Genomic DNA, 24,104 nt, shown 5'->3' with positions numbered 1-24,104 from the left:
GCAAGCAAAGGTATGTTGGCAAATATTATAAAAAATCACACAATAAATCATGTTTTCATTTTTTAAGAAAAATAAAGTAACGATAAATTCGATTTCATTTCCAAACTTTGATTGGGATAAAATTGAAAATACTGAAGCGGAGAAGAAATGGATAAATCCAGAACAAAGTACTTTACTTAGCTTGAGTTTTTTTAATATTAAGCCCAACCTACCAACTGTGAAAAACTTGGAATTCCTTAAGTCATTCTTTAGAGAGTCCATTTCTGCTGTTAATGGTGGATTAGTAAATGTTGAAATAATAAACTTAAATACTATTCCAACTGTTAAAACAATTTTCAAAGTACCTCAAGAAGAAACAGGAATGATTTATCTTGGATCCTTGATAATTCCTTTTGAAGACTACAGTTTTGTTATTAAAATTCAATCTAATGAAGTTGGAACAACAGGATTGAGAGACACTGTGGTATTAAATGAACTTTTAGAAAAAGAAGAAATAACGTTTGGAGAAGAAGGAATTGAAAATTGGTTTTCTGATCCTTACGATGTTAACTTTAAAAAGGGAACTCTTATGAACAAATCAGATGATGAAAAATATGACAATGAATTCATTAATCATCCTTTAACTATCGTACGCTCATTGCTTAATAAAATTATACAAGAAACTACTTTTAATCCTGAAATTGAAAGTATTGCTCGATTTGATAAATAACATTTGCTGACCCAAGTTTTGCTCTATTACTTACTGGGCTTGCGCTTGCTATTTTGTTTCTGAAGACATTTGGCTTGTTTTCACAAATTCAGTTCAAAAGAAATTCTATAAATTTATTTGGTCAGCCAGTATGCATGGGAACGTTAGCAACCATTATAAATAACATCTAAAACTAACATTGTGGACAATAAAGGTAAGATTGATAATGCCAAAAAAACACTTTTAGGTGTATCTATAGGGGACGCATTTGGTGATAGTTTCTTCGGTGAAACTGATGAAATATTACAAAAAATAGCTTCACGAGAAATTCCTGAAACTAAATGGGAGTTTACAGACGACACTATTATGTCAATTGCTATTTTTGAAGAGTTGGAAGAAAGCGGTGAAATTAACCAAGACAATTTAATTAAAAGATTTTACACTAATCATGATTTAGATGCTAATCGAGGATATGGTGCAACTTTAAGAAGACTTTTAAGAGAAATAAAAGAAGGACAAAATTGGAAAGACGTTTCGAAAAGTATTTTTGATGGACAAGGTTCGATGGGAAATGGAGCTGCAATGAGAGCTTGTCCGATAGGTGCTTATTACTTTGAAAATATCCAAAAAGTAAAAGAATTTGCCACTAAATCGGCAGAAGTAACACATTCAAACATTGAAGCTATAACTGGTGCACTAGCCATTTCAATAGGAACAGCACTTACAACAAAAATGAAATCTGAAAATCAGTTATTATCACCAATTGAATTTATTGATAAAATTTTAGAAGAACTCCCCGACAGCGACACAAAATCAAAGATTTCAAAATCTAAAAGCATTCCATACAACTATCAAATTGAAACAGTAAAAAGTATTTTAGGTAATGGGACAAACATGACAGCCCAAGATACAGTGCCTTTTGCAGTTTGGTGTACTGCTTATAATTTAGAAAACTTTGAAGAAGCACTTTGGAAAGCAGTTTCGATATTAGGTGATAGAGATACTATTTGTGCTATGGTCGGAGGAATGACAATCATGTCGACAAAAACCGAAAACATACCCAAAAAATGGATTACAAAAGTTGAAAAATTTGAAACGAGTATATTCAGAACACAGAAATAAAGGCTCCCAACAAAAGTTTGCAAAATTGCTGGGCTTGCGCTTGCTATTTTGTTCTTACTGGAAAATAACCTGTTAACTTCTACTCTATCTTTCTAAAAAAATTGTAGGTTTGTTTTGGTCTGTGATTGCAGCAGCAACTGTTGTAAGCCGCAACACTTTATACGACATTTATGAATAAAATGACCTTAAAAATTCTGCTTATCATTTTTTATTGTGCAAATTGCTTTGCGCAAAACTCTATTCTCATGGCTTCAAATGATAAGATGTACAATGAAATAATGAATTATAGACCAAAAGGAATTTCTGACTCACTAAATGTTAAAAACGAATTTTTAAAATCTAATCTTATTTCATTAGCTGGTATAAGAACTTGTTATCAATATAAAGATATTTTAAAATTAGAAGAATCTGATATTAATATTTTAGAACAACAAATTGATCAATTTGCACTTGCATTTTATTTGGAAAACAAACCTATTCTGATAAAACTCGTTGGAGGCGTAGATGGATGTCCAGACCAAATGACTTACGAAGAAAAATTAGATGAGAATGATATTACTTTCATAAATTTTTGTCTTTCATGCACAGAGAAAAGTACAGAAATAAAAAAATTTATTTCAATTTTCAATAAACGCACTAGAGCGTTAATAACAAAAAGATAAAACGTTGAATAACAAATTTTTGTCACTATTGCTGGGCTTGCGCTTGCTCTTTAGTCTTAGCAAAAAATAATCTGGTGGCTACAATTCTGTCTTTCAAAGAAATTTTGTAGGTTTGTTTAGTCAGTGTTTGCAGTAGCGACTGGTGCAAGACGAGACAGTTTAGCTGTAATTTTAAATCAGCCTTAAATTAAATTCGAACATGATAAAACAAACTCTCTTTCTACTCACTTTTTTCATTTCCTTTCAAGTAAACTCACAGTATCGTGAAGATTCAATAAAACTGAAAGATGGTTTCCTTCACTTCTATACGAAAGGTGAAGGTCGACCAGTAGTGTTATTACAAGGTGGACCAGGATTTTCTAGCTATTACATGAGAAGTATTGCAGATTCATTGAGTGGTTATAAATGCATACTTATTGACTACGAAGGAACTGGTAAATCACAATATCGTACTCCAGACAAGACGTGGGTTAGCCCTGAAAAAGTAATTGCAGATATTGAATTAGTTAGAAAGAAACTGAATATTGAGATTTGGGATATAATTGGTCATAGTTATGGAACTCACTTTGGTCTGTACTATGCCATAAATTATCCTCAACGAGTTGACAAAATTATTTTAGTATCAAGTATTGGTACTAATAATCTCTTTCAACGATACGCTAATGATAACGCAATGGTGAGACTAACTCCAGAAGATATCACTCAATTAAATACAATCGACTCGGACAGTTCTTTAAACTCTGTTGAAAAAGAATTTAAATTAGAGAGCATTTTACTTAAATCCTATTTCTTCGACAAGAAAAAAATTGAACCCTTTCTAAACTCAGTTCCCTTAACTGAAAAACAAACCTATTTCAACAACAACTTTTTTAACGCCTATTTCGACAACCCTAACTTCTGGAAATGGGATATCTCTGAGAAAGCATATCAATTAATGAAACCAATAAGAATTATCCAAGGTAGACAAGATTTTTTAACTGATGGTAATCAAGAGCTAATGAATCTGAGATTAAAAGATTCGAAAATTTATTTCATTGAAAGAAGTGGGCATTTTCCATGGATCGAAAAACCTTCTGATTTTTTTGCGCTATTAAGAAAGGAATTGGTCGAATAAAAACTACCGCTAAGAGCAGCTAACTCCAATTACTGGACTTGCGATTACCATTTTTGTTTCGTCGGAAATTGGGCTTGCTTTCAATAATTTGCTTCAAAAGAAATTCTGTATTTTTGTTTGGTCAGTGTTCGCTGCCGCAGAGTAAAAGCTGTGCTAAGTTCTACAACATATATGATAAGCTTTATAAATAGTATGACATGAATAATGAAATCTTCAAAATGGAATTCATAACAATTGGACAAGAAGTGAATCTTGATAAACAAATGATTTATAAAAAATCAAAACGAGAAAAAGGCACATTAAATAGAGCAGAATACGAGCAGAAAAATGTAATTTGGAATTTACGAAAATATGATGGTAAAATAGAATATGATGGAATAGAATATAAGTATCAATCTTCTTCAATGGAATTAAACAAACAATTAACTAGTACCCGAATTGTTGAGGAACTAAATCTGAAAAATTTATTTGACTTTGAATACTTACCTGAAGAAAATGACTTTCTTGTATTAAAAAGTGAATATAAATATAAACAAAACAAAACCAGAAGTAGACCATTCATAAATTATTATATTTCATTTATTTTCAAAGATGGAAAGTGGAATATAAACAATGGATATGATCATATTTTTAACAAATATATTGACTTCAAGTATGGAATAATTAAATATGTTTCCTAACTAGTGAAAGCCACTATACGTTATAGCAACCTTAAAAAAATCGTTAATGAAGAAATATATCTTATTGATTTTATTTAACTTAAATACTTTTTTTTCGATTTCGCAAACAAATAATGATATTTATGTTGATGGATTATTGATTGATCCAAATATTAAAATAGAGGCAGAAAAACACTTTAGTGATTACAAAAATTATTCTCAACTTGCTAACATAATTCAAATCTATGATAATTCATTTTTAGGAGAATTTTACGAAAATGATACTTTAAGTTTTAGCAATAGTGATAGTAGCAAAAAAATAATTTTCAAAGCGTTCTATTTTTGGAAAGATAATGTGTTAGGAATTAACGGAGCATTTGGGTTATTTGGAGGTACTGGATTTTACATTAAAATTTCAAACAACAAAGCTACTCTTTATCATATGCTTAGCTCTGATGATTTTCCAACCTATGCATACAATGAAAAAGATCAACTAATCGACAGACTTGAAGTTGCTTGTAGTGATACTAAAATTGTTTTGTCTGAAATTCCAAATAAAGAAAACAAACAATTAATATACGGATATGTTGAATTTAAAAGCGATAGTTATTATTCGGCTGATGGAGCAAACTTTGATGGTGAAAATCCGCCAAAAATAAAATTAAGAAATAATATGAGAATATATTTTAAATGTGGATTCATAGAACTGTAAAGAAAGGCAACCTATAACCACCGTATGCACTATTGCTAGGCTTAGGATTACTGTTTTCTTCTACCTGGAAAATATGCTGGTTACTTCTACTCTATCTTTCAAAGAAAATTTGTAGGTTTGTTTGGTTAGTGATTACAATAGCCGCAAAGCAAGGGAAAGTTATTCAACAGCTTAAAAATTCGAATTAATGACAACTTTAGAAATTCAAACAAATAAAATTAGAATTCTTTCTCTCGCATTTTTATTTGTTCTTAGTATTTGTGCTGGTGTCGCTCTTTCTTACTATCTGTATCTTGATGGTCAATTTTCATTAAAACTTGTTGGTGTATTAATTTTTGCTATTCCAATAATGTTGTTTATTCTGTGGTTTAGTGGTAAAAAAATAATTGATAAAAAACCCGGACTTGTATTAGATAGTAGAGGAATCATAGACAATGTTAGTTTATCTGAAATCGGAATTATTTCGTGGAGTAACATCACTAAAGTTTCGATTATCAAACATAATTATTCTCAATTTCTACTTATTTATTTAAAAAATAACGATAGCATAATGAGTAGATTGAGTGGCTTTAAAAAAAGAATTGCAAAAAATAACATTGAGAAGTTTGGAACTCCATTTATAATAAATATCAGTAATTTAAAAATTGATAATCTTGAATTGCTGAAAATCATTCAAAATAAAATACAAACCAATTAGATTACCGAATTCGTAATCAGTAATTTACACCTGTCTACATGCTTAAGCTTACCTTTTTTGCTTCGGTTGACATTTGGCTCATTTAATAATTTAGGTCGAGAGAAATTCTGTATATTTGTTTGGTCAGTGTCTGTAGCAGCAACTAGTATAAGCCTAGAAACGTTGTCAAAAATGCTAGCAAAAATCTTAAAATAGACAAAATCAATATGAATGATAACTTCAAATACATCGCTAAACTAGTAGGTAAATCGGCATTTAGTTTTATAAAAATTAATATTATTGGACAAATATTCGTTGCTTTATTATCTGTTATTTCAATACTAATTATAGTAAACCAATCTTTTGGAAGTGGTCATGGCGGAGGTCCTGCTCATGCAAACGGAATTGCTATACTTCTTTTTCTATTCTCATTGAGACCTGTAGGCTTTAGTTTAGTGGTGATATTTGCTATTGCTAGTCCTTTTTTATTATTCTCTCTTGGCAATAAATACATTGTTTCAAAAACAATTAATAAACTCATATCTGACAAGGGAGAAAATATATTATTCCCAATAATTGATAAAGTTCTGAACAAAATTAAGTCTAAACAACCTGAATTGTTCCAAAAAGGAGCAGACAAAATGAAGTTAAAATTAAGACTCATTCAGGAAATTAAAGATTCTAATGACAATAAATGGTTAAAAAAAATAATTCTTTATGCATTTAAAAAAATTGATTTAAATGAAGTAGATTTTAAAGATGAAAATTTGAGCTTCTCAGAAATTATCAAAAATAAAATTATTGATAGTTTAAAAAATGTTTCAAAACCAAACAGAAACTTTTTCTGGATCATAATTGGCATACAAGTAGCTATTTTAATGCTAATAATTTTCAGAATTATATAACCTTTTTTAAAGTAAAGTACTTCTGCCAACTTTTTCTTTCATAGAAAATTTGTAGGTTTGGTCAGTGCTTGCAACTGCAATTGGTGTAAGCCGTAAAACATAAGTTATATTATACCCATGGGCGTGTATCGTTCTAAAATAGGTTGACTAAAAATTAACATAATTTTTGGGAATTACGTCTTATCTTTGACAAATGAATAAACAGTTACACATATTAATAATAATTCTAACTCTTGGTTTCCTTATGTTGCCAATTTCGGGTTATGGGTGTGAATCTGAAACTAACAAATCGTGTTGCAAAAAACAAAAAACAGAAAAAGCTGAAAAGAAATACTGTTGTAACAAACATTCTGAAGGCAAAGACAATAGCTGTGAAGGAAAATGTGGGCACTCAAACTGCACATCTTCCGCATCAGTAAACTTTAGTATAATTTCATCCTATGAAATTAATCTCAAAAATAACACTTATGATTTTTGGGAAGAGAAATCAAAATTTTATCATTTAAAAACCTCTTTGTCCTCAGGTTTTTATTCTATTTGGCTTACTCCTAAAATAGGATAAACGTTTTTAACAGCCATAAGTGTGCCTTTGCGGAAGCACATACTTTAACTTTCAAAAATTATTTATTTACAAAAATTAAAATTTTATTATAATGAAATCAATATCAAAAATATTGGTAGCAATAACATTATTGTTATCATTTACAGGATGCGAAGCACAAATTAGTAATGCTAAAACCGAAACAGTTAAAATTTATGGAAACTGCGGAATGTGTGAAAAAACAATTGAAAAAGCAGGAAATCAAAAAAAAATAGCCACAGTAGATTGGGACAAAGATACCAAAATGGCAACAATAACATACGATGCGAAGCAAACTACCAAAGATGCCATTTTAAAACGCATTGCATTGAGTGGTTACGACAGCGATACGTTTCTTGCTCCAGATGACACCTATTCAAAACTACCAAATTGTTGTCAATACGATAGAGAAGCAAAAGTTGCTGTAAAAATAGAATCTAAAAAAGAGGTTGTAACAGAGGAACATACCAACTACACTAATCCTACACAACCAATAACTGAAACCAAACAAACCAATCAATTAAAAGTAGTCTTTGATAGTTATTTTGAAGTAAAAGATGCGTTAGTAAAAACCGACGGAAAGACTGCATCGGCAAAAGCAAAAGAATTGACATCTGTAATTAATGCAATCAAAATGGGTGATTTAACTACCGACGAACACAATGTTTGGATGAAAGTGTTAAAAGAAATCAATGCCGATGTTCAACAGATTACAGACACAAAAGACACCAAAAAGCAACGGGAGTATTTCATTCGACTTTCAAAAAACATGTATGCATTGATTAAAGTTTCAAAACAAGAAACTCCTGTTTATTATCAACATTGTCCAATGGCGAATGATGGAAAAGGTGCCAATTGGTTGAGCAAAGAAAATGTAATCAAAAATCCTTACTATGGTTCTATGATGTTAAATTGCGGAAACACTGTTGAAACAATAAAATAATCGACAATGATGCTTTACATCAAAAATATGGTCTGTAGCCGTTGCAAAATGGTCGTGAAGTCTGAGTTTGAAAAACTTGGACTTCACACTATTTCTGTTGAATTGGGTGAGATAGAATTGGAAAGCGAGATTTCAGATGAACAGCGAAAAGAATTGCTTCAACGTTTACATCTGCTAGGATTTGATCTTATCGATGATAAAAAAAGTAAAACAATTGAGAAAATTAAAAACATAATCATCGATTTGGTTCATCAAAAAAACAATGACCTGAAAGAAAATCTGTCTGAGTATTTATCAAAAAACTTGCATCAGGATTATAATTCATTGAGTAATCTTTTTTCTGAAGTGGAAGGAACTACCATTGAGAAATATTTTATCAATCTAAAAATTGAAAAGGTAAAAGAATTGATAATTTATAACGAAATGTCGCTAACAGAGATTGCTTACTCTTTAAACTACAGCACTGTAGCCCATTTAAGTAAGCAATTTAAGAAAGTAACCGGATTTACGCCAACCTATTTCAAACAACTGAAAATTAAAAAACGAAAACAAATTGAAAATTTGTAAATCTGACAAATCATTCTCAAAATTGTACAACAAAGAAAAAGCATAACTTCTGAAATTTGTATCATAATAACTTTAAAAAATTAAAACAATGATACACCAATATCAAGTTACAGGAATGACATGCAGCAGTTGCGAGGCAAAAGTAAAATCGGCATTATTAACAGTGGAAAATGTTACTAAAGTTGAAGTTTCCAAAGAAGATAATTCAGCAACAATCACAATGGACAAACACATTGCTTTATCCGATTTCCAAAAAGCATTAGACAGCAAATACCAAATTTCAGCCCTCAACCACAATGAAATTAAGGAACAAGCAAAATCTTGGTTTGAAACCTACAAACCTATACTATTAATATTTTTATATATTAGTATGATTACAGTGCTTATTCAGCTTAAAAATGAAGAGTTTAATAGTATGGAATGGATGCGGCATTTTATGGCTGGATTCTTTTTAGTATTCTCATTTTTCAAATTCCTAAATTTAAAAGGTTTTGCTGAAAGTTACGTAATGTACGATGTTCTAGCTAAAAAAATCCCACTTTGGGCCTATGTGTATGCCTTTGTAGAATTGGGCTTAGGAATTGCCAACTTAATCGATTTTAATCCGATAATAACCCATTCAGCCACATTAGTTGTAATGCTGATAAGCATCATTGGTGTACTACAATCGGTATTGAATAAAAAGAAAATACAATGTGCCTGCCTCGGTGCGGTTTTCAATTTACCAATGAGCACAGTCACTATCATCGAAGATGGTTTAATGATAATTATGAGCGGAATAATGCTCCTAACACTAATTTAAAAATGAATACTACTAAATACCAAATTCACATCACTTTAACCCTATTGCTACTTTTTGCAATACCGTCTGTAGTTGCTCAAAAAGTAGTTCGATACGATTTATACTTTCGCGATACCATTGTTATTTTTGGTGACAAACCCAAACGCGCGATTGCTGTAAACGGTCAAATCCCAATGCCAACACTAACATTTACAGAAGGTGACATCGCCGAAATCTATGTGCATAACGAGTTGAAAGAAGAAACATCACTGCATTGGCACGGTCTATTTTTACCCAATAAAGAGGATGGTGTTCCCAATTTAACCCAAATGCCCATTAAACCCAATACCACTCATAAATACACTTTCCCCATCATACAAAATGGAACGCATTGGTACCATAGTCATTCGGGACTACAAGAGCAAATCGGAATATACGGAAGTTTTGTAATGCTTAAAAAGCCAAACGACCCAACGTTCAGAAAAGGAATCGACGATTTACCAAGCATTCCAATTGTTTTAAGTGAATGGACCGATACCAAACCCGAAAATGTACATCGAATGTTGCACAATGCAACCGATTGGTTTGCCATCCAAAAAGGATCCACACAAAGTTATTCTGAAGCAATCCAACAAGGTCACTTCAAAACCAAAATAACCAACGAATGGAAGCGAATGAACGCAATGGACGTTAGCGATGTATATTACAATGCATTTCTAATCAATGGAAAAAATGAAAGTCAATTATCGCAATTCAAAGGTGGTGATAAAGTCCGATTACGGGTTTCAAACGGCGGAGCTTCAACTTATTTTTGGCTGAATTATGCAGGCGGAAAAATAACGGTTGTTGCCAACGATGGAAATGATGTAGAACCTGTTGAAGTCGACAGGTTAATCATTGCCGTTTCAGAAACCTACGATATAATTGTTACACTACCTGCAGATAAAACCGCTTACGAATTATTGGTTACCTCCGAAGACCGAACAAAATCGGCTTCTTTGTATTTAGGTGACGGCATCAAACAACTAACTTCCACTCTACCAAAATTAAAGTATTTTGAGGGTATGAAAATGATGAACGACATGATGAAGATGAACGGCGATTTAGACGATATGGGAATGAATATGTCTTACAATCAAATGGATATGAACGTAGTAATGTATCCCGAAATTACAGGCGATTCAAAACCTAGTAGAAAAAAAATGGAGCATCGAAAAGCAACTGAAGACGATTATAATAGTAACAAACTTTCGGATATTGTAACCCTAAATTATGCGATGTTAAAATCACCTACCAAAACTAAACTTCCTGATAATGCTCCTATAAAAGAATTAAAATTTGAACTTACTGGAAACATGAATCGCTACGTTTGGAGTTTAGACAACAAAGTAGTTTCAGAAACCGATAAAATTCTCATCAAAAAAGGCGAAAATGTTCGCATCACAATATACAACGGTTCCATGATGCGGCATCCAATGCACTTGCACGGTCACGATTTTCGTATTATAAACGGACAAGGTGACTATGCTCCACTCAAAAACATCATCGACATAATGCCCATGGAAACCGATGTATTAGAATTCAATGCCAACGTTGAAGGTGATTGGTTTTTTCACTGTCATATTTTATACCACATGATGAGCGGAATGGGCAGAATATTTACCTATGAAAATCAAGAACCCAATCCACTAATTTCTGATCCAAAACGTGCACAACGTAAACTTTTTGCAGACGATCGAGGATTTCATTTTATGGCAGAAAACGATTTTGCAACTAATGGAAACGATGGAGAAGCAATGTATCAAAACACTCGTTGGAGTATTGGCACAGAATGGCGTTTAGGTTACAATGACCATCACGGCTATGAAACCGAAACTCATATTGGACGCTATATTGGTAAAATGCAATGGTTCATGCCATTCATAGGTTTTGATTGGAGGTACCGAGAAATGGAAGAAGGGGAAACCGATAAAAACCTATTTGGTCAAGAAAGTAACAAAGATGTTCGCTCCTTATTCAGTGCGGGGCTCAATTACACATTACCAATGCTCGTGTTGTTTCAAGCAGAAGTTTTTAGTGATGGTAATTTCAGATTGCAATTGGAACGCAAAGACATTCCAGTTTCCAAGCGCTTACGAATGAGTTTAATGTGGAACACCGACAAAGAATACATGGCAGGTTTACGGTATATTGTTAAAAGAAATTTAGGAATTACGACACATTACGACAGTGATATGGGAATTGGTTTTGGAGCAAGCTTAAATTACTGAGACAAATAAATGGGCATCATAGAATAGATGTTTGCCACTATTTTAGGGCTTGCGCTTGCTATTTTGTTCTTCGTGGAAAATAATCAGATGGCTACAATTCTATCTTTCAAAGAAAATTTGTAGGTTTGGTCAGTGCTTGCAACTGCAATTGGTGTAGGCCGCGACACGTTAGCTATTACGTTAAACTCCCCATAAAATATGAAAAAACTAATTATTATTCTATTCACTCACTTATTAATTACATCTTGCGCAACGTCGCCTTCAACTATAATTCCTCAATCATTTACTACAAATTCAAATAGTGGAATGTTAGTTGGTACAATAGCAATAGAAAATAAAAAACCAATATTCAATCAGTATTTTTTTCATTATTTGGGAGAAGGCGACAAGAGTATTTCCACTAACCGGATGATAACAATAAGGCCAGAACAAATGACTTCTATGAAGTTTAAACCAGACTTTTTTGACGAGAACAAAGCGGTATATTATTTCTCAATTACTGAAGTTCAGGGCAAATATAAATTTACTACACTTAGACTACATGAAAACGGTGGATATGTACAATCGCAAGGAGAAATCCCAATGAATATAACATTTCATATTGAAAAAGGTAAAGTAAAATATCTTGGCGAAATTTATTTCAACTACACTAACAATGCAGTACGACTTTTTAACAAAAAGGAAAGAGATATTCCTAAATTCAAAGAAAAATTTCCAAATCTAGTTATTGAATAATAACATCTCTTCTTTTTTTAAGAACCAATTTCAAGTTTATATCCTTTGCCACGAACAACAACAATATTTATATTCGGATCAAATTCGAGTTTTTTTCTAAGCTTTGATATGAACATATCCAAACTCCTTCCCACTATTACGCCTTCATCTTCCCATATCTCTTTTTGAATACGGCTTCTCTCTATAATCTGATTGGGATATAATGCAAAAATGAGTAACAAGCGAGTTTCTGTTCCGGTTAGTTCAATTGTCTCACCATTAACAATAAGTTTTTTGTTATTCGAATCAAACATCGCCGATCCTAAAGTAAGTGTATCGGTATGCTGACTGTTCGGTACTGCTTTTTTCAATTTAAAAGATCTAAAAAAAATAAAACCGACAAAGCCCAATAAAGTTAGGCTGCCCAAAAGATATCCATTCTTAACTATACTAAAACTTGTTGGTTTGAATTTAATAGAAATCATATAACATGCCTTAGGCTGTTTTCTTCCATTACACGTTACAATATTATCTTTTTTATTTTCGGATAGAGCATATCCATAGGCTATACTTGAATCATCACAGTTAAGAACATTAACAACATAACTACTCGCAAACGGAACTTTATCCAGTAAACGATGAGTAATATTCATCAAACTATCCGGTTTAAAAGTAAACTCATTCTCAAAACGGATCAGATATTCATTAGTTGCAATTTTTTTCACAGGAAGCACTCTTGATGTACTATCACCCGATTGTAAAAGTAGTTCATGTCCAATTTTACGGAGTAAAACTTCTCTTCTGTCATAATCAAAGTCGCCACTATCTTCACTACTGAAAGCAGCGCAGATCATACAAATAAAAGAGCCAAATAGTAATCCGAACAGGTATTTGCGTTTTCCCGAAAAGAAATTTCTGCTATTGAACATAGTTTCAATTTTATATTTACAAAGTTTACATTTTTATTTACAATTTTAAACGCACTAGTCGAAAAATAGTAAAGTATTTTTGCTGTATAAACTTTACAATTAGACAAAACTAAGTTATTAATTAAATCTAAAAAAGTATGAAAAAAATCATTTATGTGCTAATCTCATCGGTGGTTGTGGTAAGCGGACTGGTATTTGCAAATCATCAAATTAAAAATGAAACTCCCAAAAGTTCAATACCAAAGCATCACACAACAGCAGAAAGTAAAGCTGCATTGAAAAAATGGGAGGCTTCTCCTGACGGTATAAAATACAAAGAATGGAAGAATTCTCCCGAAGGCAAAAAGGTGCAAGCCAGTCATGATAAAATAAGGAGATCCATAAATACTTTTGCCAATATGGAGGCGGTGGTAACTTCGGTTACTTTTCAGCGTGAAAACGCAAAATCATCTGGACCAAAATGGCTTATAGTCAAAATTAATGACGAAAAATACATGATGCAATTTGCTCCTAAAGATTTTGAGAAGTTAAAAAATCTGAAAGTTAACGACAAAATAATTGTAAGAAGCCGCAGTGCAGGTCATTCACCTAATCATCCCTATTTGATTTTATCAGGTGACTACATTGAACAAAATAATAAAGCACTTTTTAAACGTGACTTAAGCAAAAACAATCGTTGCTAAGTTTTTGAGAAAAGTTGAACTTATTTAAAAAACCATTGCTAGCATACATTACGCTGTTCCTCGGTGTTATGTATGCTATTGTTTTATCAAAAAAATCCAATGACTGTAATTCTATTATTCAAAAGAAATTCTATAAGGTTTATTTGATTGTCTTATCATTAATAAAAACCGGAAAGCACATAAACGATAAAAACAACTTAATCAGCACTTTACAAAGACCTACTTTCAATTAAAATCCCTTACAATCAAAAAAACTTTAAAAAAATTTGCGCAACCAAATAATTGCATATATATTTGCAACCAATCAGTTTCATTTATTTTTAATCAAATGCGTAGAGATATTTTTCAAGCAATTGCTGACCCAACAAGACGATCCATTATCGCTTTAATTGCATTACAAGCAATGACTCCTAACTCCATTGCCGATAACTTCAACACAACCCGGCAAGCAGTTTCTAAACACTTACGAATACTGTCAGAATGTGAATTAGTAAAGCAAGAACAAAGAGGAAGAGAAATCTACTACTCTTTGGAAATAGAAAAGATGAAAGAAATTGACCTATGGTTGGAACAGTACCGAAAAATTTGGGAAAACCGGTTCAATCAATTGGACAACGTATTATCAACACTCAAAAAAAAATAACATGAACAACTTATTATTTGAATTTAAGGTTGACAAATCAACCAAAACTGTAGTTGTAGAAAGAGAATTTGATGCAGAACTTTCACAAGTTTGGGATGCATTTACAAAACAAGAAATTCTAGATCAATGGTGGGCACCAAAACCTTTCGAATCAAAAACAAAAGTAATGGAATTCAAGGTTGGCGGACGTAGATTTTATGCAATGGTTAGTCCTGAAGGACATGAAATGTGGCAAGTTCAACAGTATACATCCATCACTCCAAAAACTAATTTTAAGTTTTTAAGTGTATTTGCTGATAAAGATGAAAACATACATCTACCTGGTTCAAATTGGGATTTGAATTTTAATGAAGAAAATAATATTACGAAAGTTAGTATTTCTATTTACAATGAATCTCTAGAAAGAATGGAAAAAATGATCGAAATGGGCTTCAAAGAAGGCTTTACTATGACATTAAATGAATTAGGAAATTTATTACCAACTTTAAAAAAATAGCACAATGGAAACGTATAAACTTAAATTTTTAGCAGTACTACTTATAACTACTTTAATGGGTTGTGGAAATTCTCAGCAGAATTCCGACAAAAACAGTAAAATGGGTGCAGCTTCCGATTCAACTTCAACAGAAGCATCAGGTTCTATTAAGCAAAAAATAACGCCTTGCCTTTGGGTTGATAAAGATGCAAAAGCAGTCGCAAATTATTACCTTTCTATTTTTAAAGATGGCAAACTAAAAGAATACCACAAGTATAAAAATCCACCTCAAGAAAAAGGACAAGAAGGTCAAGACAGCTTTGAAACTGCGGTAATGGAAATTGGAGATATCGAATTTAGCATTTTAGCAGCTGGTCCGTACTTCAAGTTTAATGAATCGGTTTCATTTGTTATTAATTGTAAAGACCAAGCAGAAGTAGATTACTATTGGGATGCCTTGACTGCAAATGGCGGAGAAGAAGGTTCTTGTGGATGGTGCAAAGACAAATACGGTTTATCATGGCAAGTGGTTCCTGTTGAATATTTTGACCTAATTAACAGTGATGATCCTAAAGTCAGAGAAAAGGCAATGAAAAATACATTTACACAGAAAAAAATACTACTTTCAGAACTCAAATAAACTAAATAATAGTGGTCTAAAAGTACGAATCAAAATTGAGATACAATTAAAAATTTAGAATTGCCCATTATACTTTTTACACGCAATTACTGGCTTAGCAATTGCGTTTTGCATTTTTAAGAATAGTAGATTTATTTCCTACAATTGAGTTCGAAAGAATTTCAGTACATTTGTTTCGGTCAATGCCAGTAACTGCCACTGACATGAATAAGCCGATTTTGGCATTACTAATTGAAATCATGTGAGTATGGAGACAAAATTTAATATAGCGGTCTTAATTGATGGCGACAATGCACAACCAAAACTTTTACAAGCAATAATTGAAGAAGTTTCAAAGTATGGGAAAGCCACTATTAGAAGAATTTACGGTGATTGGACCACTGTACAAATGAACGGCTGGAAAGAAATAATCAATCAATATTCTTTTAATCCGATTCAAAAATTCTCCTACACAACCGGGAAAAACTCAACTGATAGTTCCTTAATTATCGATGCAATGGACATATTACACGAGAAAAATGTACATGGTTTTTGCATAGTATCAAGCGATAGCGATTACACTGGTTTAGCCAAAAGAATTAGAGAACAAGGTGTTTTTGTAATGGGGATTGGAAGAAAATCAACTCCAATTGCGTTCATCCAATCGTGTGAAATTTTTACTTTTTGTGAGAATATTTCGCCCGAAGTTTCTTCAAATGAGGAACAGAAAAAAGTAATTCCTAAACCGAAAGCCAAAGCAAAAAAACAAGTTGAAGTAAAAAAAGAAATAGAGATTGAGAAACCGATTGAACCGGAAAAAGTAGTAGAAAAAGACGAAATTGATACCACAGTAATTGATAAAGCTTTTGACATTTCAGTGGGTGAAGAAGAAGAAGTTCATATTGCGCAAATAGGCTTAAACTTGCGAAAACTTGATCCTAGTTTTGATTCAAGAGCGTTTGGTTATAAGAATCTTACGCGTCTTTTTGAAAATTTACCCAATTACATTGTGATTAGAAATGATGTGAATGGTTTAAATCATCCGATCGTAAAAAGAAAGTAACTTTTTGCTGAACTAGTCATCGAAAACATTCTGTTGGACAGCATATAGCAACAAAGACTGTTTTATTTTTTCTATTAAAGTCATCTTCACATTCCACAACATTCAAATAAATAAAATACTTTTTTTAACTTCGCTTTGAAATAAGTGTGAAAAATTATTGCTACACTTGTAATTCAAGTCTAACAAATATAATGATGAAAAAAATCGATACTAAAAGTGAGGTAATCATAAACAATCTGTACAATTCTGAAGATGTTTTAAGTCGTAATAATCTCAAAGATTTTATGTTCGATGCACCAATTCCGTCAGAAGAATTGTTCAACAATATCGGTTTATTCATCGATAGAAGAACACTCTCTCGCTTTTTATTCATCAACGAAATCTATCAGAAAATAGTTCCGATTCACGGAAGCATATTCGAATTTGGAGTGCGCTACGGACAAAATATATCATTATTTACAAGTTACAGAGGCATCTACGAACCCTTCAATCACAATCGTAAAATAGTTGGATTTGATACTTGGGAAGGTTTCCCTGATGTTGACCAAAACAGCGACACTGCCAATTGGAAAGAAGGCGATTTTGGAGTTCCAGAAAATTACGAATTATTTCTAGAAAAAGTAATCTCCGTTCACGAAGAAATGGCGCCCATTCCGAATGTAAAAAAACACGAATTCGTCAAAGGTGATGCGATTTCAACAATTGATCACTATTTAAAAAATCATTCTGAAACCATAATCGCTCTCGCCTATTTTGATTTTGACATTTATAAACCAACCAAAGAATGTTTAGAAAAAATAATTCCCTATTTGTCCAAAGGATCCGTTATCGCATTTGACGAGATTAACGTTGCCGAATTTCCTGGAGAAACACAAGCATTTAGAGAAGTTTTAGGCACTAACAATTTCACCATTCACCATTCGCCCTACAGAGCAAATGCGGGTTACATCATTTTTTAATTTGACTCTAATCTTTAAACTGTTCTAATTATAAGTTTCCTTCATTCCATCGATGAAAAAAAGAACCATAATCAACTCAAAAATCTGTTTCTTTATATCATTAATCGTAATAATAGTAACTGTTTTAAGTGTTTGGTTTTACGGCATCGGGAAACATCGTACCGTAATTGAAAATTCGTTCTTCTCTACTTCCATCCTATCCATTTCATTTTTTCTGTTCCTATCGATTGGCTTGTATAACGGAGTCAAATTGAAAGATAATCTGGGGAAAATAACTGACACTATTAATTTTGAAAAATTAAATTTTTTAAAAAATTTCACTCCAAGTGAACCTTTTGATTTAGATGAAATTGAAGGTGTACTCTTTAGTATTGTCTTATGGTTATTGGCTTCTATTTTTTTCGGGTACATCCTTTTTGTTTTTAGTGCTGTAATTTGGGTTACTATACTCACTTTTGGCGCAATGTTGTACTGGGTTTTCTACCGAGCATTGCGATTGGTTTTTAAAAATGCAGCCGAATGTAATGGCAATCTAATGAAAAGTGTAATGTATGGTTTGGGATATACATTGGTGTATAATTTTTGGATTTATTTGGTAATTGCCGCAGTCAGTTAGTACATTTTACTTTCTCAAATTCCATTATTTTAATCATAAATAAAACCTATTAATCTAAACGCAACTTGAATTTTAAAAAAAAACATAGCTTAATAAATTTTAATTAAAAAATAATATATTTTTATTGTTTATCAATAAATTTTTATTATTTTTGCTCCATCATTTTTAATTAAACGAATAATTATGGAAATCAAAATCACAAGTAAAACAATGCTGAAAGTATTAGAAATTCTTTCGTGGATCATTTTTGTTGGTTTGTGTATAGAAGCGGGCGGAATTATTTTCAATGCTTTCTATACCTTAGCAATTAATCCGGGTGGCGCCAAAAATTATTGGATGGGAGCTGATTTATCAAGTCTGTATCAATTTGACCCTGTATTCTTCTTTGTTGAAATCTTTTTTATGAGTATGGCGGCAGTGACAAAAGCACTACTCTTCTATCTGATTGTGAAATTGCTCCACGAAAATAGATTAAGTTTGTCTCATCCTTTTAATAATTATGTGAAGCGTTTCATACAAAACATGTCGTATTTATCACTGGGAATCGGTTTGTTCTCTCACTTTGGTGGCAACTATGCCGAATGGTTCACAAAACAAGGAGTTATTATGCCTTCTATTGATTCATTAAAATTAGGCGGCGCCGACGTTTGGATTTTTATGGGAGTTACGCTTTTGGTGATTGCACAAATTTTTAAAAGAGGAATCGAAATTCAATCGGAAAACGAACTAACAATATAAGCTATGCCAATAATTGTAAACTTAGATGTTATGATGGCCCGAAGAAAGATGTCGCTCAACGAACTTTCTGAAAAGGTAGATTTAACCTTATCGAACTTATCCATTTTAAAAACCGGCAAGGCCAAAGCAATTCGTTTCAGTACACTTGAAGCCATTTGCAAAGCCTTAGAGTGTCAACCAGCTGATATTTTAGAATACCAAGAATAATTGACTACCAAAATAATTTAAAACTGTTGCACTGTAATTTAATTCATTGGCAACAGTTTTTTTATTGTAAAATACTATATTTGTTTATACCGAATATTATCCTTCAAAATCATTCTAAAATGAAGTACTTACTTTTATTTTCAGTCTTAATTTCATTGGCTTCAAAAGCGCAAAATGTTTTAGTTTTTGACAAGAAAAATGTTCAATGCGAAGACAAATGGATTGCTTTTCCTATGGCAAAAGACAGTACGTATACTTATGGTTTCATCTACATTGATTCAAAAGCTGGATTGACATTCAATTATGAAGGAAAATTTAAAATCAATGGTGTAGGTCAGTTCATTAAGAAAGGTAATGAAAGTGAATCATCTTCTATAAAAGTTCGATTAGAACCCGACAAAGTGTTATTGGCTGAAATTCCGGATTCAAAATTTACCGAACTTAAAGTCGAAGCAAAACCAAAATGGTTAGAAGAGTATAAAAAAGATGAAAATTCTATTGAACGACTTTACAAATGGGGTTATATGTACAACGGCTGGAGCGAGTGCAAAATAGCCTTAACATTTTTAGAAAAAGCCGAAAAAATAGATCCCAATTATGAAGGATTACAAACCGAACTTGCCTATTCGTACAACGCTTTAGAAGAATACCAAAAAGCCGAAACTGCCTTGTTAAAAACACTAGCTAAAAGTCCGAGTGATTGTTATGCTCTAAAAGAATTAGCCTACGCATACAGATACATGAAAGTTTTAGACAAATCGGAAGAAGTGTACAATCGAATGATTTCGGCGTGCAACACTAAATTTTACATTCAAGAAACAGCTTATAACATTGCTTATTATTACTACCAAATAAAAGACAAAAAGAACTTTAAAAAATGGAACAAAGAAGTTAGAAAATGGTCGAGTGAAAATAAATTCACTGTAAGTTTAGATCAAATGGAAAAAGAGTTATAGAACAAAAATTATAGTAACTATTCAATTAAATAAATCTTTACTTTTAAATGTTACACATCAAAAAAACATTTTCAAATAGTTATTTCGATCTAATTTTAATAATGATAACATCGTACTTTACGATCATCAGTATTCAAAAATTGGCTATGGAATTTGATTTATTTAGTTCATATTTAATGAGAATCTCAAATACTTTACTTTCTATTTTAGCTTTGACTTCACTCCTTTTTTCAAAATTAAATGGAGAACGATTCGTTCGTTTTTTTATCATCGGAGTTTTAATTTTTCCCATGTTGCTACTCGTAAATCAATACTGTATCGACTTATTAATTTATGGTATCAATCGCACAAATCTATTGCAAAATACCGTACTGAACCTTTTCGGAATAGTTGGAGTTGTTCTTTATTTAGCTTCCTATAGATTTTCTAAACAAACAAAAGTTGAGCGTCAAAAAGACATCGGACTATTGATTTTAGGAATTGGTTTTTTTATTACTGTACGGACAATTATTATTGCAATTGAATCCAATTTTGTTCCTGATATGAATAAAATGTCACTTGTTGAAAGTGGCATCAAAATTAGCATAATCCTTATACTTTTCTTATTAGGTTACAAAATGAGTACAGGAAAAATAAAATTTAATAAAGGAATACTATTCACCGCTTTAATTTTGTTTATCAATCAAATAGTTTAGCATGAAAACATTATTTCCTTATTATATTATAATTTTAGTATTATTTATTTGCTGAAAAAAAACAATGAAAAACAAGGTTTGTCACCTAATGATACGCTCCAGAAAAGTTCAATAGCCAATTCTGAAAACGAAAAATCGAATGCAAACCCATACGATTGGCAAGAAGGATTTCAAAAATGACTAAAAACTCTATAAGTTGCAATTCAGAGCTTGTCACAAGAATCAATCAATTGGCACTCGATTGTTTTCCAAAATAACAAATTGATAATTATAGTTATTATTATTATTTTTTTGAATTCCTTACAAATTAGTACAATAAGGCAAGCGTACAAGTTACAAAACGTTACATAATCCTACAAAAAAATTATGAACTATAAAAACACACTAAATTCGGAAGGCTTTACTATAATTGAATCTATATACACAAATTCAGAAATTGATGCCCTTCTTTTAATTATCGAAAAAGCAATTGAAAATAAAAGCCAGAATAAAACTTTTAGGCAATCCGATGATCTATTTGCTATTCGGCAATTTCTCCACGAAATTCCAGAAGCATTGGATTACATTTTCAATAAAAAGCTCTCAACACTAATCAAAACAACCTTTAGTGATGATTATTTCATTTCTAAATCCATTTATTTTGATAAACCAGAAAAATCCAATTGGTTTGTTTCTTATCATCAAGATTTAACAATTTCTGTTAACAAAAAAGTTGAACTTGAAAACTTTAAGAATTGGACTCTCAAACAAAATCAATATTCGGTACAACCACCTGAATCCATTTTGAAAGATAATTTTACTATTCGCATCCATCTTGACACTACAACAAAAGACAATGGTGCACTGAAAGTAATTACTAAATCGCATCAAAAGGGAATTATTCGAACTGAAGATTTCAACTTTGAAAATGAGGATGAAACCCTATGTGAAGTAAAAAAAGGTGGGATAATGTTGATGAAACCATTGCTGTTCCATGCTTCAAACAAAACTACCAACAATAATCGCAGAAGAGTGATTCACATTGAATTTAGCAAACAAAAGCTACCCAGTGATTTAAAATGGAATGAAATAATAAACTTAAAATTAGCTTAAAAGTAAGTTTTTTCCTAAGTAAAAACACCTATAAAAATAGTTTATTATTAAATTTTTGTTATATTTGTGGTGTAATGTTATTTGCCATTCAGAATTAAGAAACAAGCATTAATGACTTGTAGACCTTTAAACTACTATAAAAATTAAAATCTTTTTTAAATTTTTAAATGACAACTAACCCATGAGTACACTTAAAATTTATCCTGGAGAAGAATTCAGAGAGATCGAACTGGAAGACAAATTAATATTTCGCTATGCTGTCTCTAATAGAGGTCGACTCATCAGTTTCAGTGATGAAATTAAAAATGGAAGGCTATTAAACGGAAGCAAATCGGATGGATATAAAATGTTCCGCTACCGTATCAGAAGAGATGGAAAAGTAATTAACAAGCATTTCTTTGTTTGCAAATTAGTTGCACAACATTTCGTTCCAAAATTCTCGGAAGATCAAACCTATGTACTTCATTTAGACCGTGTAAGAGATAACGATGATTATAGAAATCTAAGATGGGCAACACGTGAAGAGATGATTGAACACAGTCGTAAAAGTCCGTTTGTGATTCAAGCCAAAAAAAATCTTTTAGAACACAACATCAAATCCGACGGTAAAAAACTTACCGTTACCAAAGTCATCCTCATCAAAAAATTACTGGCAAAACCTGATAGAAAAACGCGTTTAAAAATGATTGCAAAACAGTTTGGTGTAAGCGAAATGCAAATCAGACGTATTAAAAGTGGCGAAAATTGGGGACACATTAAAATTTAAACTCATTTTCATTTGAGTACTAAAGATAATTTTTCAACAAATTCAGACTTGTACAAGCAATTCCGACCCAATTATCCTGTCGCTTTGTTTGAATTTATTGAAAGTAAATTAACTTCTACGGATTGTGCATGGGATTGCGGAACAGGAAATGGTCAAATAGCCCAACATCTGCAATCCATCTTCACAACCATTCATGCCACCGACATCAGTCAAAAGCAAATTGACTGTGCCGAAATTTCTGATAACATTGAATACTCTGTTCAGCCTGCAGAAAAAACAAATTTTACTCCTTCTCTATTCGATTTAATAATTGTCGGACAAGCCATTCATTGGTTTGATTTTAATGCTTTTTATGCAGAAGTAAATCGGACTGCTAAAAATAATGCTTTGCTGGTGGTAACGGGTTACGGAAAACTTCAAATAAACAACAAGATTGATGCTGTAATTGATTATTTATATACTGAAATCTTAGGGAAATACTGGGATAAAGAGCGGAAATACATAGATGAAAATTATACTACTATTCCGTTTCCATTTGCAGAAATAGACTGTCCAAAATTTGAAAACACTTATCAATGGACATTCGAACACTTAATGGGTTATTTGAACACTTGGTCGGCAGTAAAACATTATATTCAACAAAACCAATCCAATCCAATCGATTTAGTTTACAATCAATTGCGCTCATCTTGGGAAAAAGAGGAAATAAAAACAGTTCATTTTCCTTTATTGCTTCGAATGGGACGCATTTCAAAATAATTAGCTAACTTTATACAATAAAATTATTTGAACATGAAAAAGTTACTCATTATTGCATTTTGTATTCTGACATTAAGTAGCTGCAAAAAGAAAGAAGTTTTAGTTGATCCTCAAAAGATGGAAACTACTCAATCTCTTCTTCCAATAGGTTGTTATGTTTTTAACGATTCTAAAAATGTCATCTCGTTTGAAATTACAGATAATAAGGACGAAATAAAGGGAATTTTAGCCTACAGTTTAGCTGAAAAAGACCGAAATTCTGGCAGTTTTGTAGGTCAATTAAACAATAAAACTCTAATTGGAACCTACACTTTTCAATCGGAAGGAACCGAAAGCACCCGACAAGTAGCTTTCAAAATTAACGGAAACCAACTGTTAGAAGGTTATGGTGAAATGAGTGCTGACGGAACTACTTTTAAAGATACCAATGCCTTGACATTTCCAAATGAGATGCCATTGACTAAAACGCCTTGCAGTCAATAATACAGCTTTTTGATCTGTATGATAATTA

30 protein-coding genes are annotated in these 24,104 nt (G+C 31.8%); 29 read left to right on the top strand and 1 reads right to left on the bottom strand.

Annotated elements, in window-relative coordinates; genetic code table 11:
• Positions 1-49 precede the first annotated feature (49 nt).
• The 14 genes from VK161_RS01390 to VK161_RS01325 all read left to right on the top strand — a co-directional run bounded on the left by VK161_RS01390 (position 50) and on the right by VK161_RS01325 (position 12,414).
• A complete protein-coding gene (locus tag VK161_RS01390) occupies positions 50-709 on the top strand; it encodes a hypothetical protein (protein ID WP_324212955.1) in 660 nt (219 codons plus the stop codon).
• Between the two features lie 180 nt (positions 710-889).
• Complete coding sequence (locus VK161_RS01385) at positions 890-1,810, top strand: ADP-ribosylglycohydrolase family protein (RefSeq protein ID WP_324212954.1); 921 nt, start codon at positions 890-892, stop codon at positions 1,808-1,810.
• A gap of 245 nt (positions 1,811-2,055) precedes the next feature.
• Positions 2,056-2,472 (top strand): hypothetical protein, encoded by a 417-nt coding sequence (locus tag VK161_RS01380; RefSeq protein ID WP_324212953.1) that lies wholly within the window; start codon positions 2,056-2,058, stop codon positions 2,470-2,472.
• A gap of 199 nt (positions 2,473-2,671) precedes the next feature.
• Complete coding sequence (locus VK161_RS01375) at positions 2,672-3,586, top strand: alpha/beta hydrolase (protein ID WP_324212952.1); 915 nt, start codon at positions 2,672-2,674, stop codon at positions 3,584-3,586.
• A 218-nt stretch (positions 3,587-3,804) separates the two neighbouring features.
• Positions 3,805-4,266, top strand: coding sequence for a hypothetical protein (locus VK161_RS01370; protein ID WP_324212951.1), 462 nt, complete (start codon positions 3,805-3,807; stop codon positions 4,264-4,266).
• 46 nt (positions 4,267-4,312) lie between these two features.
• Entirely contained in the window at positions 4,313-4,957 is a 645-nt protein-coding gene (locus VK161_RS01365) for a hypothetical protein (protein ID WP_324212950.1), read from the top strand.
• 187 nt (positions 4,958-5,144) lie between these two features.
• Entirely contained in the window at positions 5,145-5,654 is a 510-nt protein-coding gene (locus VK161_RS01360) for an STM3941 family protein (protein WP_324212949.1), read from the top strand.
• Positions 5,655-5,860: 206 nt separating this feature from the next.
• A complete protein-coding gene (locus VK161_RS01355) occupies positions 5,861-6,538 on the top strand; it encodes a hypothetical protein (RefSeq protein ID WP_324212948.1) in 678 nt (225 codons plus the stop codon).
• A 193-nt stretch (positions 6,539-6,731) separates the two neighbouring features.
• A complete protein-coding gene (locus tag VK161_RS01350) occupies positions 6,732-7,100 on the top strand; it encodes a hypothetical protein (protein ID WP_324212947.1) in 369 nt (122 codons plus the stop codon).
• A 91-nt stretch (positions 7,101-7,191) separates the two neighbouring features.
• Positions 7,192-8,061 (top strand): DUF3347 domain-containing protein, encoded by an 870-nt coding sequence (locus tag VK161_RS01345; protein WP_324212946.1) that lies wholly within the window; start codon positions 7,192-7,194, stop codon positions 8,059-8,061.
• A gap of 6 nt (positions 8,062-8,067) precedes the next feature.
• Complete coding sequence (locus VK161_RS01340; RefSeq protein WP_324212945.1) at positions 8,068-8,628, top strand: AraC family transcriptional regulator; 561 nt, start codon at positions 8,068-8,070, stop codon at positions 8,626-8,628.
• An 88-nt stretch (positions 8,629-8,716) separates the two neighbouring features.
• The gene (locus VK161_RS01335) at positions 8,717-9,430 is read left to right on the top strand and encodes a heavy metal-associated domain-containing protein (protein WP_324212944.1); all 714 of its coding nucleotides are present in this window, start codon (positions 8,717-8,719) and stop codon (positions 9,428-9,430) included.
• Positions 9,431-9,432: 2 nt separating this feature from the next.
• A complete protein-coding gene (locus VK161_RS01330; protein ID WP_324212943.1) occupies positions 9,433-11,679 on the top strand; it encodes a multicopper oxidase family protein in 2,247 nt (748 codons plus the stop codon).
• Between the two features lie 198 nt (positions 11,680-11,877).
• Entirely contained in the window at positions 11,878-12,414 is a 537-nt protein-coding gene (locus tag VK161_RS01325; RefSeq protein WP_324212942.1) for a hypothetical protein, read from the top strand.
• A 17-nt stretch (positions 12,415-12,431) separates the two neighbouring features.
• On the opposite strand, the gene VK161_RS01320 is transcribed toward VK161_RS01325, so the two are convergent.
• Complete coding sequence (locus VK161_RS01320; RefSeq protein ID WP_324212941.1) at positions 12,432-13,322, bottom strand: winged helix-turn-helix domain-containing protein; 891 nt, start codon at positions 13,320-13,322, stop codon at positions 12,432-12,434.
• Positions 13,323-13,459: 137 nt separating this feature from the next.
• Between VK161_RS01320 and VK161_RS01315 the strand changes: the two genes are divergently transcribed.
• The 15 genes from VK161_RS01315 (at position 13,460) to VK161_RS01245 (ending at position 24,076) form a co-directional block, all read left to right on the top strand.
• Positions 13,460-14,005, top strand: a complete 546-nt coding sequence (locus VK161_RS01315; RefSeq protein WP_324212940.1) for a hypothetical protein — start codon at positions 13,460-13,462, stop codon at positions 14,003-14,005.
• A 328-nt stretch (positions 14,006-14,333) separates the two neighbouring features.
• Positions 14,334-14,648 (top strand): metalloregulator ArsR/SmtB family transcription factor, encoded by a 315-nt coding sequence (locus tag VK161_RS01310; protein ID WP_324212939.1) that lies wholly within the window; start codon positions 14,334-14,336, stop codon positions 14,646-14,648.
• A 1-nt stretch (position 14,649) separates the two neighbouring features.
• The gene (locus tag VK161_RS01305) at positions 14,650-15,144 is read left to right on the top strand and encodes an SRPBCC domain-containing protein (protein WP_324212938.1); all 495 of its coding nucleotides are present in this window, start codon (positions 14,650-14,652) and stop codon (positions 15,142-15,144) included.
• Positions 15,145-15,148: 4 nt separating this feature from the next.
• Positions 15,149-15,763 (top strand): VOC family protein, encoded by a 615-nt coding sequence (locus VK161_RS01300; protein WP_324212937.1) that lies wholly within the window; start codon positions 15,149-15,151, stop codon positions 15,761-15,763.
• A gap of 247 nt (positions 15,764-16,010) precedes the next feature.
• On the top strand, positions 16,011-16,805 hold the full coding sequence (locus VK161_RS01295; RefSeq protein WP_324212936.1) for an NYN domain-containing protein: 795 nt from the start codon (positions 16,011-16,013) through the stop codon (positions 16,803-16,805).
• 191 nt (positions 16,806-16,996) lie between these two features.
• Entirely contained in the window at positions 16,997-17,764 is a 768-nt protein-coding gene (locus VK161_RS01290) for a TylF/MycF/NovP-related O-methyltransferase (RefSeq protein ID WP_324212935.1), read from the top strand.
• 52 nt (positions 17,765-17,816) lie between these two features.
• Positions 17,817-18,380 (top strand): hypothetical protein, encoded by a 564-nt coding sequence (locus VK161_RS01285; protein ID WP_324212934.1) that lies wholly within the window; start codon positions 17,817-17,819, stop codon positions 18,378-18,380.
• A gap of 183 nt (positions 18,381-18,563) precedes the next feature.
• Complete coding sequence (locus VK161_RS01280; RefSeq protein WP_324212933.1) at positions 18,564-19,118, top strand: DUF2975 domain-containing protein; 555 nt, start codon at positions 18,564-18,566, stop codon at positions 19,116-19,118.
• Between the two features lie 3 nt (positions 19,119-19,121).
• Positions 19,122-19,325: a helix-turn-helix transcriptional regulator gene (locus tag VK161_RS01275; protein ID WP_324212932.1), complete on the top strand. Its 204-nt coding sequence runs from the start codon at positions 19,122-19,124 to the stop codon at positions 19,323-19,325.
• A gap of 119 nt (positions 19,326-19,444) precedes the next feature.
• Positions 19,445-20,281, top strand: a complete 837-nt coding sequence (locus VK161_RS01270; RefSeq protein WP_324212931.1) for a hypothetical protein — start codon at positions 19,445-19,447, stop codon at positions 20,279-20,281.
• A gap of 101 nt (positions 20,282-20,382) precedes the next feature.
• Positions 20,383-20,976, top strand: a complete 594-nt coding sequence (locus VK161_RS01265; protein WP_324212930.1) for a hypothetical protein — start codon at positions 20,383-20,385, stop codon at positions 20,974-20,976.
• Positions 20,977-21,342: 366 nt separating this feature from the next.
• Positions 21,343-22,068, top strand: coding sequence for a phytanoyl-CoA dioxygenase family protein (locus VK161_RS01260; RefSeq protein WP_324212929.1), 726 nt, complete (start codon positions 21,343-21,345; stop codon positions 22,066-22,068).
• Between the two features lie 181 nt (positions 22,069-22,249).
• A complete protein-coding gene (locus VK161_RS01255) occupies positions 22,250-22,834 on the top strand; it encodes a hypothetical protein (RefSeq protein WP_324212928.1) in 585 nt (194 codons plus the stop codon).
• A gap of 12 nt (positions 22,835-22,846) precedes the next feature.
• The gene (locus VK161_RS01250; protein ID WP_324212927.1) at positions 22,847-23,593 is read left to right on the top strand and encodes a class I SAM-dependent methyltransferase; all 747 of its coding nucleotides are present in this window, start codon (positions 22,847-22,849) and stop codon (positions 23,591-23,593) included.
• Positions 23,594-23,626: 33 nt separating this feature from the next.
• Complete coding sequence (locus VK161_RS01245; protein WP_324212926.1) at positions 23,627-24,076, top strand: hypothetical protein; 450 nt, start codon at positions 23,627-23,629, stop codon at positions 24,074-24,076.
• Positions 24,077-24,104 lie beyond the last annotated feature (28 nt).

Source organism: Flavobacterium sp. (assembly GCF_035299245.1).
In the GTDB taxonomy this organism is placed as follows: Bacteria; Bacteroidota; Bacteroidia; order Flavobacteriales; family Flavobacteriaceae; genus Flavobacterium.
Note: the sequence above shows the minus strand (reverse complement) of the source record. Positions and strands in the feature narration are given on the sequence as shown.